Raw genomic sequence first — 16391 nt, forward strand, 5'->3', positions numbered from 1 at the left:
TATAATAAAAGCGATAACTAATATCAATATTATTTTATATAGATTGGAATTAATTTTTCTTAAATTGGGTTTTTATAAAATTTATTAAGAAGTAGTAATTAATATCTCTTTTTGAAGCTTTTTAGAGTAAACAAATTCTGTTTCAACTTGAAAAATATCATAGATATTTTCATAAGTTAAAATATCTTTTGTAGCTCCAAAATATTTTATCTCTCCCTCTTTCATCATAATAATCTCATCTGAATATAAAAAGGCTTGATTTATATCGTGAAGAATTGCACAAACTCCAATATTCAAATCCTTTTGAAGCTCTTTTGCTAAATCTAAAATTTTGTATTGATAAAAAATATCCAAATTTAAAGTAGGTTCATCTAAAAAAAGATATCTACTTTTATCCTTACTTGCATATAGTTGAACAACAACTCTTGCAAATTGGATTTTCTGTTTTTCACCTCCAGATAATACTAGATAGTTTTTATCTTTTAAAGGCTCTATATGAAGTTTTTTTACAACATAATCTAAAATCTCATTTTTTTCCTTTAAGCTTAATTCATAGGCATAAAGCCCCATTTCTACAATCTCAATAGCTTTAAAACTATATGGAAAAGTAAAAGATTGATTTAAAACAGACCTTTTTAGAGCTAACTCTTTATCACTATAACTTTCAATATTTATATCCTCTAAAGTTATATTTCCCTCTTGAATATCTAAGTTTCTATTTATATTTTTAATCAATGTTGATTTACCACAACCATTTGGACCAACAATTGATAAAAAAGTATTAGTTTTTATATCTAAATTTATATTTTTTAATATCTCTTTTTTTTGAATTGTAAAGTTTAAATCTTTTATTTTATACACTTCATATATCCTTTAGTTTATTGTGCTTTGTCTATTTCTTATTAAAAGCCATAAGAAAAACGGTGCTCCAAGTAATGCTGTAATAATCCCAATTGGGAGTTCAGCAGGAGCTATTATTATTCTAGCAATAGAATCAGCCCATAAAAGAATAAATGCACCTAAAACAGCACTAAGAGGTAGATAAAATTTATGATTTGAACCAACTAATATTCTTGCAATATGGGGAACAACAAGTCCAACAAAACCAATAATTCCACAAAAAGCTACACTAACACCAATTGATAAAGATACAAAAAAGATAATTAGTTTTTTTAATCTTTCTGCATTTACACCAGAATTTTTAGCTTCATCTTCGCCCAAAAGCATAAGATTTAACTCTGTTTTTTTACTTATAGCAAATATATAAGTGAAAACTACCACAGGAATTAGTGTAAAAATAACTTTTGTATTACCATTTGCTAAGCTTCCCATAGTCCAAAAGGTAAAACTTTTAAGTTCATCTTCTGTACTTACATAAGTAAATAACCCAACTAAAGCTCCAAGCATTGCATTTATTGCAATTCCAGCTAAAAGCATAACTGTAACAGCTACTTTATTGTAAATAGTTGCTAATTTATATATAGCAAAAATAGTTAAACTTGCACCTAAAAAAGCACTCAAAGGAAGAGAAAGATAAGATAAAAATCCACTACTAATTGCTACTGGTAAAAAACTTCCTAAAAGCATAAAAATAACAACTCCTGCTGAAGCTCCAGCAGATACCCCAATAATAGATGGATCAGCCAATGGGTTTTTAAATAGTGTTTGCATCAAAGCCCCAGAGATTCCAAAAGCAATTCCAACAAGAACAGCTAAAAAGATTCGTGGTAATCTAATATCTACCAAAACTTGATAATAGATTTTATTCTCTTGAGAGTTTAATATAGTATTTAGTATATCTTGAAAGGATATACTAAATGCTCCTATAGTTGTATTTAAAACAACTGATAAAATGACTAAACAAAAAAATATTAAAATAACCGTTTTTTTAAAAGCTAACATTTTTAAACTTATTTGCAATATGATAATTTCTTATCATTAAACATACAAGATAATTCCTGTAAAGCACTATCTAATCTTACAGTAAATCCAGAAATCAAAAGCATATCCATAGAGTAAATTTGCTTATTTTTACCAGCATTTGTTGAAGATATAATAGCTTCATCAATTCCTACATTTCCCATATGTTCTGATGTTATAATTACATCTGGATTCATTTGTAAAATAGATTCTGGAGATATTTTTATATACTCTTTAAGAGAAACTACATTTTCACCTCCAGCTAAATCAATCATAACTCCTGCTTTAGTTTGTGTTCCAGCTGCCATAATTGTTCCTTCTCCTCTTGAAAATAGAAACAATACTTTTGGTTTTTTCTTATCTTTTATCTCTGCTTGCATTTTTGAAACATTGTTTTCAATTCTAGAGATAATCTCTTGTGCTTTTTTATCTTCTCCTAAAATTTCTCCAACTTGCTTAATCTTTTTTTTAGTAGATTCTATTGATGGTTCATCATTTATAATATATGTTTTTATTCCATAATTTGGAAGTTCATTTATAAAATTTTTTGGTTCGGCTTGACTACTTACAATAGCAACTTCTGGTTTTAAAGATAAAATTCCCTCTTTTGGAAGACTAAGCCAATAACCTACATTTGGAAGTTTTGAAGTAACTTCCTTGGGATAAGCACTTGATAAATCAACACCTATTAACTCATCACTATGCCCTAAAGCTACAATAGTTTCAGTAATACTTCCACCTACACTTACAATTTTTGAAGCATAAGTAAAAGTGCTAAAAAGAGCTAAAGATAAAGATAATTTTAATACTCTAGTCATCTTTTTTTAATCCTAATTCATGAGTTTCACCATGAGCTTTTCCATTCATAGTATTAAGCTCCTTGATATTTTTATTTGTCTCATCTAGCTTATATGCTGCTCCAAAACCAATAACAAAATTTCCTTCACTAGGAGTTAATTTATAAAATCTTGAAGCTGGCATATCTCTAACAAGTGATGCTTGTTTATCAAATCTTTTTTCAAAAAGTTGTGCAATTTTTTCTGTTCTTTCATCATTTTCATCAAACTTCTCTGCTTTTGCTTTAAAGTATAATCTTCTTCTTGCATAAATATGTTTTGTATCACTTTCATCTTCAATAAAAAGAAGATGTGCTTTTCCTGTATTATACATATTATGTGAGTGTTGAACTGATGTACTTATAAATACATAAAAATTTCCATTTTCATCTTGTACAAATGGAGAATAACTAGCAAAAGGCTCTCCATCAGAACTTACAGTTGATAATATAACTGTTTTAATATTGTTTAGAAAAACATTCAGCTCCTCTTGAGCCTTATCTTTTTTTATAATTTTTGGTGCATTTTCCATAATCAATCCTTATTTGAATAAAAATGTTTATATTGTGATATATAAATCTAATAAAGATTATATTTAATATAAGAATGAATATCAATATTGTGTTTTCACAAATTGGAAATACTTTTTCATAAATTGGACTTTTTTTTGATATCTTTTGGCAAACAGCTATATTTAGCTGAAAAAGCGTATGAAAAACTTCCTTGATTTGTATAACCAACCATTGAAGAAACCTCTTTTACCGAGTATTTATTTGTTTTCAAATATTTTATAGCCTTTTCAAGTCTTAAATCTTTTAGATACTCATAAATTGTTGTATTAAAAAGTTCTTTAAACCCTTTTTTTAACTTTGTTTGATTTAAAGCTACCTTCTTTGATAAAAGAGCAATTGTAATATTCTCTTGAAAAGAGTTATCCAAAATCATTTTTGCTTTTTGAACTCTTTTTATATCTTCATCATCTAAATTATTTAATAAAGAATCCTTTTTCTGGCACTCTTCAAGAATATAGTGGATAACTTGCATTGTTTTATTTTTAAGATAAATCTTATCAAAACCACTACTATACTCTCTACTAAATAGTTCATCAAACTTCTTTTTTAGATTTGGGTCATAAAACTTTTTACTAAAATTTTCTTTAAAAATATCAGTAAAATACTCATTCTCATTTAAATACTCTTCATTTAAAGTTATACAAATATATTTTACATGTTCACCCTGTTTATTTAGTAAAGACTCCTCTATATCTTGCTTATATTCAACACTTATGTCATTTTCATTATATACTATCTTTTCATTTGTAACTTGATCCAATTTTTCAAGCTTTCCTTGAAGAATTATTCGTATTTGAAGCTGTTTATTCTTTTTAGGAAGCTTTTGAATATAAGATTGTTTTACCTCATTATCAACAATATTTAAATAGATATTATCTTCAATCATAGCATTTATAATTTTCAGATTTATATACTGATTATTGACACTTACAATTTGTTTTATAAAAGATTTGCTTTTCTCATCTTTAATTAAAACTTTTCCGACTTCATAAAGTTTTGATCTTATAAAATTAGTCACTTTTATCTCTTTGATAATAATTATTAAAATAGATTTTAGTTGAAAAATACTTTTCTTATTCTTAAATTTTTTTATTTAATAGTAAAATATAAGTTATACTTATGAATAATCTGTTTTTTAGCTTTAAAATAGTTTAAATTATCTTTTTTTACCAAAAAATTAGATTTACCTTTACTTTGAATAAATTACCTCTATAATAAAATTCAACAAAAAATTAAAGAGTATTTATGAAAAAAATTGATTTAAGATATATTTGGGAGTTGCTTTTAGAAAATAAAAAACTTCTTATTTTTGGACAACTAATAACAATTATTGCTATTTTGATTAGTGTTCCCATACCTTTAATGCTTCCAGCACTTGTAGATGAAGTTCTATTAAATAAACCTAACTTTTTTTTAGAAAATATAAATAGCTTATTTGGAAGTGGAAATGCTTTTTATTATATATTTATTGTAACTATTGCCGTAGTCTTTTTAAGATTAATCCACTATATTTTATCAGTTATAACTACAAAGATTTTTACAAATATAGCAAAATATGTAACATTTAAAATAAGAGAGAAATTGATTACTCATTTAAAATATGTCTCTATGAATGAGTATGAAAGCTTAGGAAGTGGTTCTATTGCTGCAAATTTAATCACAGATGTAAATACTCTTGATAATTTTATTATGTCTGTTGCTAGTAAACTTGTAACTTCTATATTAACTTTAATTGCTGTTGCTATTGTAACTATCACAATTCAACCTATTTTAGGGATTCTTATAATAATAATTCAACCATTAGTAATGTTTCTTTCTAGAAAGATTGCAAAAAAAACAGGTGTTTTAAAAAAAGAAGAGAATCAAGCTATTGCAGAGTTTCAAAATAATATCGGTGAATCTTTAGATATGTTCGGTCAAATTAAAGCTAGTAATAAAGAAGAATATTTCTCTAATATAGCTATATCTAAAGCAAAAAACATTCAAATAACATCAAATAACTACAACTACAAAAGTGTAGCTTATGAGAGATTTTCATTTACACTATTTTTAATAGTATTTGAAATTTTAAGAGCTGCTGGTTTACTTATGGTTGCTTATAGTGATTTATCTATTGGTATGATGTTTGCTATGTTTGGTTATATTTGGTTTATTATGACACCAGTTCAAGAGATATTATCTATGCAATACTCTTATGAAACTTCAATAGTAGCACTAAGAAGAATAAATAAGATTTTACAACTTACTAAAGAACCAAACGGACAAAAAAGCTTTGAAACCCTAAAAAATGGAGTTGATATTACTCTAAAAAATATCTATTTTTCTTATAATGAAAATAGAGAACTTTTAAAAGATATAAGTTTAGAGATAAAAGCTGGTGAAAAAGTAGCTTTTATAGGGGCTAGTGGAAGTGGAAAAACAACTTTAGCACAAATAATTGCAGGTTTTTATAGTAAAAAAAGTGGTGAACTTAGATATAACAATATAAGAATAGAGGATTTAGATAAAAAAAGCTTGAGAAATGAACTCTTTTTGGTTCTTTAAATGCCAATACTATTCAACAATACATTAAGATTTAATATAACAATGGGAGATGAAAGTGTAAGTGATGAAATTATATATAAAGCCCTAGAAATAGCCCAACTAAAACAAAGTGTATTAGATATGGAAAATAAACTTGATACAATTGTTGGAAAAAATGGAGTAAGACTTAGTGGTGGTCAAAGGCAAAGATTATCAATAGCTAGAATGATTGTTGTAAATCCATCAATTGTTATTTTTGATGAATCAACTTCTGCTTTAGATGTTCATACAGAAGTAAAACTATTTAATGATTTAGAAGAGATTTTAAAAGATAAAACAGTTATAACAATTGCTCATAGATTAAGTACAGTAAAAAATGCAAATAAAATTTATGTTCTTGATAATGGGAAAATTGTTCAAAGTGGTAACCACAAAGAGTTGGAAAAAGAGGAAGGTTGCTATCTTGATTTTGTCAAAAATCAGTTAGTTTAATAGATTTTAATTTAAGGAGATAATTATGGAAAAACATATTGAAGAGATAAATGAAGATATAGAAAAAGTTGTTGATGGATCAAAATTTGATGAGATAATAGAAGATATCTCAACTTGGGGTAAGATTTTAATGATAAAAATCACACCATCTTTTGTAATTGAAATAAAAGATTATATGCCAACTGGAACTTATGGACATGGTTACTACAATTTTGATTCAAAAGATAGTTCAATCTCTGGGCATTTAAAAGTAAGTGATATTAAAGAAATTGTTTTTGTATCTAAAAAGCATAGAGGAATGTTATCTCATAGTGTTGTTTTTAATGATGTAAATAAGGAGCATATTTTTAAAATCTTTGTAACAAGAGATGAGAATAGGGAACTTTTACAAGAACAAGTTAAAAGGTTTGAAAATTTAAGAGATAGTATTTAAGTATAAATAAAGCAAAAAAGGTAAAATATTTTTGCCCTTTTTTAGCCTATGTTAATCTTTCATTTACTACAATTTAAAATTATTTAGGTTTGCGGTGCAAATAGACATCTTGATTTATACTTTACATTACTTTCAAGCCCTGTCTTTTTTTTATCTTATTTTTTATTGTTAGGAAGAAAATGGAATTTTTACAAAGTTTAAAAGCTTCTCTTTCAAGATTCTGGTCACCAATTCCTGCTGTTATAGCTTTAGGAATTTTAAGTGCATATTATTTTGGAATTACTGGAACTTATTGGGCTGTTACAGGAGAGTTTACTAGATGGGGTGGACACTTTTTACAACTATTTAATATAGATGTTTCATCTTGGGGTTACTACAAACTTATGAAAATAGAAGGGAATATATTCACAAGAGTAGATGGTGTTATGATTATTGGTATGTTTGCAGGTTGTATTGCCGCTGCATTTTGGGGGAATAATGTAAAGTTTAGATTACCTTTAAATAATATAAGAGTTTGGCAAGCACTAATAGGTGGGATTATCGCAGGATTTGGTGCAAGACTTGGTATGGGTTGTAACTTAGCAAGTTTTTTTACAGGTATTCCACAGTTTTCATTTCACGCTTGGGTATTTACAGCATTTATGATAGTAGGAGTATATTTTGGAGTAAAAGTTGCACTTCATCCATTTTTCCAATCAAAAATAAAAATGCAAAAAGTATCTTGTGCAAAACCACTTGAACATAATGAAGAAAAAGTTAAAAAGTTTTTTACATTTGGTACTTTTGTATTTATAGCTATTATTATTTGGGCTTTATATCTAATATTTGTAGCAAATAGTGCAAAACTTGGTATGGCTATACTATTTGGTGCTTCTTTTGGACTTATCATAGCAAAAGCACAAATCTGTTTTACATCTGCATTTAGAGATATCTTTACAACTGGAAGAAGTGAATTAGCAAAAGCTATTATTATAGGTATGGTAGTGGCAACTTTAGGTGTATTTGCATTTATTACTATGGGACAACCTGCAAAAATATTCTGGACTGGTCCAAATGTGGTTATCGGTGGATTACTTTTTGGATTTGGTATTGTTCTTGCTGGTGGATGTGAATGTGGTTGGATGTATAGAGCTGTTGAAGGACAAGTACATTTTTGGATAGTTGGTATAGGAAATATTATAGGAGCTACCCTTTTAGCATTTGTTTGGGATGATATAAGCCCAGCATTAGCAACTTCTTGGCCAAAGATAAATCTCCTTGAAAGCTTTGGAAATTATGGTGGATTGATAGCAAATTATGGCTTATTATTACTATTTTTTATTCTAATTTTAGTTTTAGAAAAAAGATATTTAAGAAAATCAAGAAATAGATAAAGGAAAAATTATGGAAAATAAGAAAATAGTTCCAGATTATAGAATAGATATGCAAGGAGAACCTTGTCCATATCCAGCAATAAATACTCTTGAAGCTATGAAAGAGTTAAAAAGTGGAGAGATTTTAGAAGTTATTAGTGATTGTCCACAAAGTATAAACAATATTCCAGCTGATGCAAAGAATCATGGATATAAACTACTTTTAGTAGATAGTGATGGTCCTACTATAAGATATATAATTCAAAAATAGTAGATAAAGAGAGTTTTACTCTCTTTGAAATAAGATAACAAAGATTTAAAATTAATCCTTTATTTATATAAAATCTTTGATTTAAAGTTTTCTCAAAATTTCATCTATATCCAAACCAATTTTAGAAAAAGCGAACCACTTTTTACCCAAATCTTTTAAACTTGCTCCTATATGGTAAATCTCTTTTTTATCTATAATCAAAAATCTATCGTGGCTAGATTTAAAAGTTTTTAACTCTATATTCTTATATTGTGTTTTATATTTTTGAAAATCTAAATTTAATTGCTTTGAAATATTGTTTGTATAGATAGTGAAATTTATATTTAAATACTTACTAAACAATGTGAAAACTGTATCATCTATATAATTATCTATTAAGATAACTTCTTTTTGTGCTAATTTTAATAATTCATTTATAAAACTATATGAGTCAAATATTTGCCCATCATAAAATATCCCTTGAGTTATTTTTAAACTATTATCTACAATTTTACTTTCTATACTCAATATTTTATTTTTTAAAACATTTACATCATTTTCAAGATTTACAAATCTTTCATTTGTGATTTTTTCACCATTTATTACATAGCCATTATTGATATATTCTTTGAGTATAGTAGTTGCCCATTTTCTAAACTTTGTAGCTTTTTTAGAATTAACTCTATATCCAACAGAAATTATCACATCAAGATTATAAAAGTTTATTTTTCTTATTCTTCCATCTTTTGCAACCTGTTCCAAAATGGAACAAGTTGAATCTTTTTCCAACTCTTCATCTTTGTAAATATTTCCAATATGTTTTACAATAGCTGGTCTATTTACACTAAAAATATATGCAATTTCATCAGCACTTAACCAAATACTATCTTTTTCTACTGAAACTTTAAGTTCCAACTCTCCATCACTATACATAACCATATTTGAAAGATTATCCATATCAAATCCTCAACTTCATAATTTTAAAAATTATATCACAAGAAAAGAATTTGATTAAAAAGTATTACAAAATGAAAGATTATTAAATGATTATTGATTTATTATAAACTTAAGTATGGATTTCAAAGTATAAAAAAGGAGAGATTTTCTAGTTATTATTCGAAATTTTAATCATAATGAGAAAAATACCTTGAAACCCATACTTAAACTTATTTTAGAACTGGGACTTATGCTTTTAGTACTCTAAAAGAGAGTCCCAGTTCCAATATATTCCATTCCTATTCTAAAATCTCAGTTTTACCAACTTCAATACTACTTTTACCATTTGCACTTTGCATCAAGATATAAAAATCATCTTTAGGAATATTCTCAAAAACAACTTTAGAGCTTTTATCAAACACTTTTTTCTCTAAAACTTCATTATTCTCTACTTTTACCAAGCTTATCTTATTTCCTTTTGCATGAGATCCATTTGAGTATCCAGAAACACAAACTATACTTTCATTTTTATATTTACAAACTAAAAAAGCAGTTGGTGTAGTACCATGAGAAAAAGCCATTATTGGAAAAAGAGAGAAAGTTAAAATCAAAGTAAAATATCTTTTAAATTTTATTACCATTGTATCTCCAATTTAGCATTTTTAGAGTATTTTTCAAACTCTTCAAAAGTAGTTTGGAAATTCTCTTTTATATTATAAGTTTTTTGATAAACTTTTTTATCTCTACTTACAACAGTTAAGTATAGTTCACTCTTTTCATCTAAAGAAAAAGGTATTTGAACACTAGCAATTCTTTCCCAATAATTTCCACCAAAAGGCATACCAAAGTTATTTTGGATAAAAGGTTTATTTATTGTTATAAAAACATCATCTATTTTTAAATCACACTCTTCACAAAATCTAATATTAAAAGTCATAAAAGCTATTCCATTATCTGCCATTTCAAACTCTCCACTATCGTGTTCAGCCAAAACAAACTCAAACTCTCCTATTTTATCTTTGATTACATCATCTCTTAAAACTGATTTTGGTGGAGTATTATTTAAACTATAAATAGCATAAAGAGGAATAAGTATCATAAAAAGAAGATAGAGTTTTTTAAATGGTACTTTATCTTTTATCTCTTCTTTACTTTTAGGAACTATATTTTTAACTCTAGCTTTTTTATAAGCTAAATAAGATATTGGAAATATCACAAACAAAATAGCAAAAGTTAAAATTCCAAAGTACAAAACTATTCCAAAGCTAAATTTCCAAAGATATATACAAAATACAAAAGAGATTATTAAAAAAAGAGAACCTAAGGTTTTAAATATAGTTTTCTCTTTCTCTTGTAATTCTCTATTTAGTAAAACTACACCTTCTCTTTTTCTTGTTATTGCTAAGAGTAAAAAACCAATTATGGCTAAAATAGTTACTAAACCATACCAAAGGATTGAAACATTAGGCATCATAAAACACCTCCTTTAAGTAAATAGAAACTTAAAGCAAAAAATATTACTGTTAGAGCTATCATATAAAACCAAGCTCTAGCTATATTTTTTGTATAAAAAACCCAAAGAACTATAAAGATACCTAAAATAAACTCTATTTTTATAGCTTCAACCATCTCTTGAATTTCAGGATTTATCTCTAAAAGAACCAATACAAAAGTAGTAATTGCAGAAGATAAAAAGTACATTCCAAAAGTAGAAGCTAATATTCTAAAAAACATATCCATATTTTTCATAATTTCTCTCCTATTAAAACTTCTTTATTTTCATTATCTTCTTTATCTTTTCTACTCCATTTCTTTTTAAGTCTAAATCCAAGAAAAGCAAAAACTAAAGCAAATAAAAGCATAGTTATATCAACAAAGGCTAATACAAAATCTCCTTCTTTTAAAGTAACTCCTAAATGTTTATTAGTTGTAAAATAGTTTAGTATTGGAATAAAAGCTAAAGATATACTAGCTATATATAAACTTTCAATCCAAGCTTTTTTAATTGGTCTAAAAAAGGCAAAAGCAATCATAAAAGCCCAAGTTAGAAATAGTATATTTACTTCCCATTCGGCTCTATCTGCCATATTCACACTAAGAGTTCTATTTGCTATAAAAAAAGCTGAAATTCCTACTAAAAGTCCTACTATCATACCAATATTTAATCTTTCAACTATTTCTAAAACTAGACTTTTTTTATCACTCTCTCTTTCAAACTTCTCTTTTCTTTTTACTGTATATAGTATCATCCCTGTTGCTGTCATAATACAAGCTAATACTCCGCAGATAAAATATAGCCATCTTAATGGGTAAGAAGCAAACCAAGCTTCATGAAGTGAAACCAAACTTCTAAAAAGTTTTGTTCCTGTGCTATATTCGTTTGTAATTTCTAGTTTTTCTCCACTTACTCCACTAAATCTCATAACTGTATCATCTGATTCACTACGAGTAAGTTCGCTACCAAAAGGTGGTTTTAACTCTATATATAAACCTTGTGTATTATTCTTACCAACTTCTATATAAGCTATATTTCCAATACCATATTTTTTTTCAGCTTCTCTTATCATATTTTCTATATTTGCTGTTGGTTTCTCCATAATAGGAAGAGAACTATTATCTAGTAAAGCTTGTTTCTCATCTTTTCTTTGCTCTTTTTTATCTTCTATCATTTTATAAGGAATAGTTACATAGTGTGGACTATAATAAACAAGTCCAGTATAAAATATCATCAACACAAAAGGCAAAGTTATAATCCCTGTGATATTATGCATATCTATCCAAGAACGCTGTTTTTTATTTGCTCTAAAAGTAAAAAAGTCTTTAAACACTTTTTTATGGATTATCACTCCACTTACAACAGCAACCAAAGTAAAAAATGCCAAAAATCCAGTAAGAATAATCCCTAAAGTTTCATCTATATAATAGAATTTATGATGAAGATTTCTAAAAAGTTCTCCACCCTCTGTTTGTCTAACTTCTATTGGTTTTATCTCTTCTAAAGTTAATGGGTTAAAATAGTATTTTTTACTATAATCCAAAGAGCTTCTTGCAACAATTTCTGTTCTACTAGCACTATTATCTGGTTGATTTTTACTATGTGGAAGTTTTATCTCCCACTTTTTAGCTTCAGGGGCTTCTTTTTGCATAAAATCAAATATTGTATTTAGTTGTTTATCTTGTGGTTGTTGTACTAAACTCAGCTCAAGTGGTCGCTCTGGCTCTAACCACCTTGTAAGGTCATACATAAAATAAGATAGAGTTCCAGTAACAAGTATAAAAAATATTGCCCAGCCTACTATCAAAGATACCCAAGTATGAGTTAAACTCATACTTGTATTAAAATCACTTTTCATTAAAATTTACCCTTTCTAGTAAATCTCAACAGTAAATAAAGAAAATAAAAATGGAAAGTTTGGAGATATTTAAAACTTAATAAATATCGCCTCTATTATTTGCATCAATCATCAAAACTATCAATTCATCATCAATTATCTCATAGATAAATCTATAATTATTAATTCTTAATCTATAAAAAGAAGAGTTTGCTAGTTTTTTAATATCTAGCAATGAGTTTGGATAGGGATTGTTTTTAAGTATCTTAAGTTTAGAGTTTATATTCTCTCTATCTTTTAGATTTCTTTTTTCAACAAATTTAATAACACTTTTTTTAAGTATTAATCTATAATCCATTAGAACTTATACTCTTCAAAATCTTTTTTATCACCATTTTTATACATAGTTGATGTTTTAGTTAAACTGTCTAAATCTTCTTTTGAAATATAATCAAAATCTTGTTTATCCAATCTTGTAACATCAATCTCGTTTACCATTGAAATTTCATTTTTTGAGAAATGACTAATTAACCATTGAAATTTATCAAATACACTATCATCAACTTTTAATGTTATAGTTTTCAAAAGAACTCCTTTGTATTTTTGTTTCTGTTATTATATCATATCTCAAATTTTTCAATTTATCTATTTAAAACTTAACCGTTACATTAAATGCAACACTTCGTGGGTCGCCTAAATAACTTGTATTCTCCCAATACTTCTCATCTGTTAGATTTGTTGCATAAATTCTAAATGTAGTATCTAAACCATCTAGTTTTGTCTCATATCTAGCTCCTAAATCAAACAGTGTATAAGCTGGTAATTTTTCAGTATTTATATTGTCTCGCCATTGAGTTCCAGTATAAAAAACTCCTCCATTTAAGAAAATTTTTGGCTCAATAGGAAGTCTATACTCTGCATACATTTTTGCTTGATACTTTGCTACATTTGTAGCCTCTTTACCTTCTGTTGCTTTAGTTGTAGCTTTTTCAACTTTTGGTGAAACATAAGTAACCCCACCCATAAGTGTTAAACTATCTATTACTTTTCCTGTTGCTAAAATTTCAATTCCTTCTCTTACTAACTCTCCATTTTGAGTTAGTTTTTTTCCAAGTGGAGTATTTTCGTCCATATTATTTGGTTTTTCTATTCTAAATATTGCAGAACTAAGTAATAACTTTTCATTTACAGAATATTTTGCCCCAATTTCATACTGTTTACTTTTAAGTGGGTCAAAAACTTCCCCAGAGTTTATATATGTACTTCCTACAACAGTACCATTTTCAAGTGCTTCCATATATGTAGCATAAGTTGTTAAATTTTCTATTGGTTTATAAATAAGAGATATTGTAGGAGTTAATGCACTCTCATCATAACTTGCAATTTGTGTTCCATAAGGAGTAAGTGTATTATTTGCATTGTAAGTTTTGTTTTCAACTGAAGCATAATTTACTCCTACTAAAGCACTCCATTGCTCCGAAAAAGTAATATTATCTCCTAAAACAATATTTGTATTAAAGTTTTTTCTTTGATTTATTGTTCCATCATATGGTCTTGTAGAAGTAAAATTCCAATTCATAAAATCATTTTTATCTGTAAATGTTACTCCATCACCAGTCCAAATTCCTAGTTTTCTTTTGTATTGTTCTGTTGATAAAGAACCTCCAAAAGTTAAAGAGTGATGAACAAACCCTGTATTAAAATCTCCATCTAAATAGGCATAAGCTCCATGATTATAAGTATATTCTTTCCCAAAATCCATTAAAGTTCTACTATAAGGTTTTGCATTATTAGAATTGTAATTATTGATTTGTAAAGGTTCATATCTACTTGCTTCTTTATAGATATATGCTGTTCTAAGTCTTAAACTATCACTAAAATTATAATTTGCTTTTAACTGTACTTTATTTGAATCTTGCTCATTTGAACTCCATGTTGGTGCATAAGCTTTTGAAGTATCAAAATCTTTTGCATCTGGCATTTTACCAGTAATACTCCACTGAGTAAATCCACTCTCTTTATATTCTCTATGAGAATAATATAGTCCTAAATCAAGATTATCTGTTGGTTTATATGCTAAAGATACACCTAGTAACTTCTCTTTTACTTCATTATTCTCAATTTCTGTATCACCATTTTGATAATTACCATTTACTCTAATACTTAATTTATCTGTAATATTTTGTGAAGTATCTACACTTGTAAAGTAGTTTTCTCCACCATTATTTCCAAGAGAAATTTCTGTAAATGGTTTATTTTTAGGATATTTTAAAGCATAGTTTATAGTTCCACCTACATTTCCTGCACCATATAAAAATCCACTAAGCCCACTTATAACTTCTACTCTATCAACCTCTTTTAGTGAACTTCCATAAAAAGAACCAGGAAGATATATTCCATCTATTAAAGCTTGATTAATACCAAACCCTCTAATATTTGCACCTAAATCTCCATTATAAGAATTTCCACCAGTATTTTGCATAAGTGGATTTTGCTTTGCAACTTGAGCCATATTTGTTGTAATTGTATTTTGTAAAAAATCATCTGTCATAACACTCATAGAGTATGGTGTATCTTGAAGAGATAAATTACCCCAAACTCCTAAGGTTTTTACATCTTCTACTAAATATCCACTTTCAACACTTCCATTTTTACTGCTTTTACCACTTACAGATACATCATCTAAAACATAAGTTCCATTGCTTAAAACTTTTACAGAAGATACCTCTTTTATAATAATAGTGTTATCTTGGATTATCGCTTCAAGATTAGTTCCTTTTAAAACTTCCTTTAAAGCATTTTCAATACCTTCAATATTCTCTATTTTTGGTGATTTTTTACCTGATAAAATTCTTGAATCAACCATATATGTCATATTTGACTCTTTTGAAATAGTTTTTATAGCATTTTCAAGAGAACTACTTTCAACAGAAAAACTTTGAGCCAATAGCTGACTACTTAGTAAAATAGATAAAGTTGTGCCAAATACAACTTTTCTTGATAAATTCATATTTTCTCCCTTATTTTTAATCATTAATATGAGAATTAATCTCTATAAGGGAAGTCTTAAAAAATGAAAATTACTGACAAAATATTTGGATAAATTTTGAAATTTATTTAAAAATAGCTATTTTATAGGGATTATAAAGAAAGATTTATTGTTTATAATTTTAAAATTATACATTTGATATAATCATCAAAATATCTTTAAAGGAAATAATATGCTTACATTAAATCAAAAACAATTATTTGAAGAGATAGATTTATTGCCATTAGATATGAAAACAAAAATAGTTGATAAAATTCTAAGTAGTCTTAATCCATCTAGTAAATCAATAGATGATTTATGGATAGATGAGGCAAAAAAAAGAAAAAATGAGTTAGAGTTGAATAGTGAAAAACTCATTTCAGGTGATGAAGTTTTTAAGAAAATTGCCAATAGATTTGGAAAATGAAATACTCTTTTCATCTTGAAGCAGAGACAGAATTAAACACTTATATAGATTATTATGAAGAGTGTAAGCAAGGTTTGGGATTAGATTTTGCAAATGAAATCTATAAAACTATACAAAGAATTATAGACTTTCCAAAGGCTTGGCAAATTTTAAATGATGATATAAGACGATGTTTGACAAATAGATTTCCTTTTGGGATAATTTACTATTTAAAAAATGATGAAATCATCATTCTAGCTATAATGCAACTAAATAGAAAACCAAATTACTGGAATAGCAGAAAATAATAT

The 16391-nt window shown here is 26.9% G+C and carries 18 protein-coding genes and 1 pseudogene; 6 read left to right on the forward strand and 13 right to left on the reverse strand.

Annotated elements, in window-relative coordinates:
- Positions 1 to 84: 84 nt before the first annotated feature.
- The 5 genes from AFAEC_RS11230 to AFAEC_RS11250 all read right to left on the reverse strand — a co-directional run bounded on the left by AFAEC_RS11230 (position 85) and on the right by AFAEC_RS11250 (position 4346).
- A complete protein-coding gene (locus tag AFAEC_RS11230) occupies positions 85 to 861 on the reverse strand; it encodes an ABC transporter ATP-binding protein (RefSeq protein WP_051487420.1) in 777 nt (258 codons plus the stop codon).
- Between the two features lie 12 nt (positions 862 to 873).
- The gene (locus AFAEC_RS11235; RefSeq protein ID WP_152332566.1) at positions 874 to 1902 is read right to left on the reverse strand and encodes a FecCD family ABC transporter permease; all 1029 of its coding nucleotides are present in this window, start codon (positions 1900 to 1902) and stop codon (positions 874 to 876) included.
- 8 nt (positions 1903 to 1910) lie between these two features.
- Positions 1911 to 2738, reverse strand: coding sequence for a heme/hemin ABC transporter substrate-binding protein (locus AFAEC_RS11240; RefSeq protein ID WP_026804838.1), 828 nt, complete (start codon positions 2736 to 2738; stop codon positions 1911 to 1913).
- Positions 2731 to 3288 (reverse strand): HugZ family pyridoxamine 5'-phosphate oxidase, encoded by a 558-nt coding sequence (locus AFAEC_RS11245; protein ID WP_051487415.1) that lies wholly within the window; start codon positions 3286 to 3288, stop codon positions 2731 to 2733. The genes AFAEC_RS11240 and AFAEC_RS11245 overlap by 8 nt, the downstream gene beginning before the upstream one ends.
- A gap of 116 nt (positions 3289 to 3404) precedes the next feature.
- Positions 3405 to 4346 carry a helix-turn-helix domain-containing protein gene (locus AFAEC_RS11250; RefSeq protein WP_026804837.1) on the reverse strand — a complete coding sequence of 314 codons (942 nt, stop codon included), beginning with the start codon at positions 4344 to 4346 and terminating at the stop codon, positions 3405 to 3407.
- Positions 4347 to 4690: 344 nt separating this feature from the next.
- On the opposite strand from AFAEC_RS11250, the pseudogene AFAEC_RS11255 reads away from it, so the two are divergent.
- The 4 genes and pseudogenes from AFAEC_RS11255 (at position 4691) to yedF (ending at position 8399) form a co-directional block, all read left to right on the forward strand.
- A pseudogene (locus AFAEC_RS11255) lies at positions 4691 to 6343 on the forward strand (ABC transporter ATP-binding protein).
- 25 nt (positions 6344 to 6368) lie between these two features.
- Positions 6369 to 6776: a heme utilization cystosolic carrier protein HutX gene (gene hutX / locus AFAEC_RS11260; RefSeq protein ID WP_051487413.1), complete on the forward strand. Its 408-nt coding sequence runs from the start codon at positions 6369 to 6371 to the stop codon at positions 6774 to 6776.
- Between the two features lie 179 nt (positions 6777 to 6955).
- On the forward strand, positions 6956 to 8149 hold the full coding sequence (yedE, locus tag AFAEC_RS11265) for a selenium metabolism membrane protein YedE/FdhT (protein ID WP_026804836.1): 1194 nt from the start codon (positions 6956 to 6958) through the stop codon (positions 8147 to 8149).
- A 10-nt stretch (positions 8150 to 8159) separates the two neighbouring features.
- Positions 8160 to 8399 carry a sulfurtransferase-like selenium metabolism protein YedF gene (gene yedF, locus AFAEC_RS11270; RefSeq protein WP_026804835.1) on the forward strand — a complete coding sequence of 80 codons (240 nt, stop codon included), beginning with the start codon at positions 8160 to 8162 and terminating at the stop codon, positions 8397 to 8399.
- 81 nt (positions 8400 to 8480) lie between these two features.
- Here the strand turns inward: yedF and rhuM are convergent, their stop codons facing one another.
- The 8 genes from rhuM to AFAEC_RS11310 all read right to left on the reverse strand — a co-directional run bounded on the left by rhuM (position 8481) and on the right by AFAEC_RS11310 (position 15656).
- Positions 8481 to 9335: a RhuM family protein gene (gene rhuM, locus AFAEC_RS11275; RefSeq protein ID WP_026804834.1), complete on the reverse strand. Its 855-nt coding sequence runs from the start codon at positions 9333 to 9335 to the stop codon at positions 8481 to 8483.
- Positions 9336 to 9613: 278 nt separating this feature from the next.
- On the reverse strand, positions 9614 to 9955 hold the full coding sequence (locus tag AFAEC_RS11280) for a hypothetical protein (RefSeq protein ID WP_026804833.1): 342 nt from the start codon (positions 9953 to 9955) through the stop codon (positions 9614 to 9616).
- Positions 9949 to 10788: a DUF3325 family protein gene (locus AFAEC_RS11285; RefSeq protein WP_026804832.1), complete on the reverse strand. Its 840-nt coding sequence runs from the start codon at positions 10786 to 10788 to the stop codon at positions 9949 to 9951. Before AFAEC_RS11285 ends, AFAEC_RS11280 begins: the two co-directional genes overlap by 7 nt.
- Positions 10785 to 11063, reverse strand: coding sequence for a hypothetical protein (locus tag AFAEC_RS11290; protein WP_026804831.1), 279 nt, complete (start codon positions 11061 to 11063; stop codon positions 10785 to 10787). Before AFAEC_RS11290 ends, AFAEC_RS11285 begins: the two co-directional genes overlap by 4 nt.
- Complete coding sequence (locus AFAEC_RS11295) at positions 11060 to 12667, reverse strand: PepSY-associated TM helix domain-containing protein (protein WP_026806838.1); 1608 nt, start codon at positions 12665 to 12667, stop codon at positions 11060 to 11062. Before AFAEC_RS11295 ends, AFAEC_RS11290 begins: the two co-directional genes overlap by 4 nt.
- A gap of 76 nt (positions 12668 to 12743) precedes the next feature.
- Entirely contained in the window at positions 12744 to 13004 is a 261-nt protein-coding gene (locus AFAEC_RS11300) for a type II toxin-antitoxin system RelE family toxin (protein WP_026806837.1), read from the reverse strand.
- The gene (locus AFAEC_RS11305) at positions 13004 to 13231 is read right to left on the reverse strand and encodes a hypothetical protein (protein WP_034216765.1); all 228 of its coding nucleotides are present in this window, start codon (positions 13229 to 13231) and stop codon (positions 13004 to 13006) included. Before AFAEC_RS11305 ends, AFAEC_RS11300 begins: the two co-directional genes overlap by 1 nt.
- 64 nt (positions 13232 to 13295) lie before the next feature.
- On the reverse strand, positions 13296 to 15656 hold the full coding sequence (locus tag AFAEC_RS11310; protein ID WP_026806836.1) for a TonB-dependent receptor: 2361 nt from the start codon (positions 15654 to 15656) through the stop codon (positions 13296 to 13298).
- Between the two features lie 211 nt (positions 15657 to 15867).
- On the opposite strand from AFAEC_RS11310, the gene AFAEC_RS11315 reads away from it, so the two are divergent.
- A complete protein-coding gene (locus AFAEC_RS11315) occupies positions 15868 to 16101 on the forward strand; it encodes an addiction module protein (RefSeq protein ID WP_034216764.1) in 234 nt (77 codons plus the stop codon).
- Positions 16098 to 16388: a type II toxin-antitoxin system RelE/ParE family toxin gene (locus AFAEC_RS11320; protein ID WP_026806834.1), complete on the forward strand. Its 291-nt coding sequence runs from the start codon at positions 16098 to 16100 to the stop codon at positions 16386 to 16388. Before AFAEC_RS11315 ends, AFAEC_RS11320 begins: the two co-directional genes overlap by 4 nt.
- Positions 16389 to 16391: the final 3 nt, after the last annotated feature.

This window comes from Aliarcobacter faecis (assembly GCF_013201705.1).
Taxonomy (GTDB): Bacteria; Campylobacterota; Campylobacteria; order Campylobacterales; family Arcobacteraceae; genus Aliarcobacter; species Aliarcobacter faecis.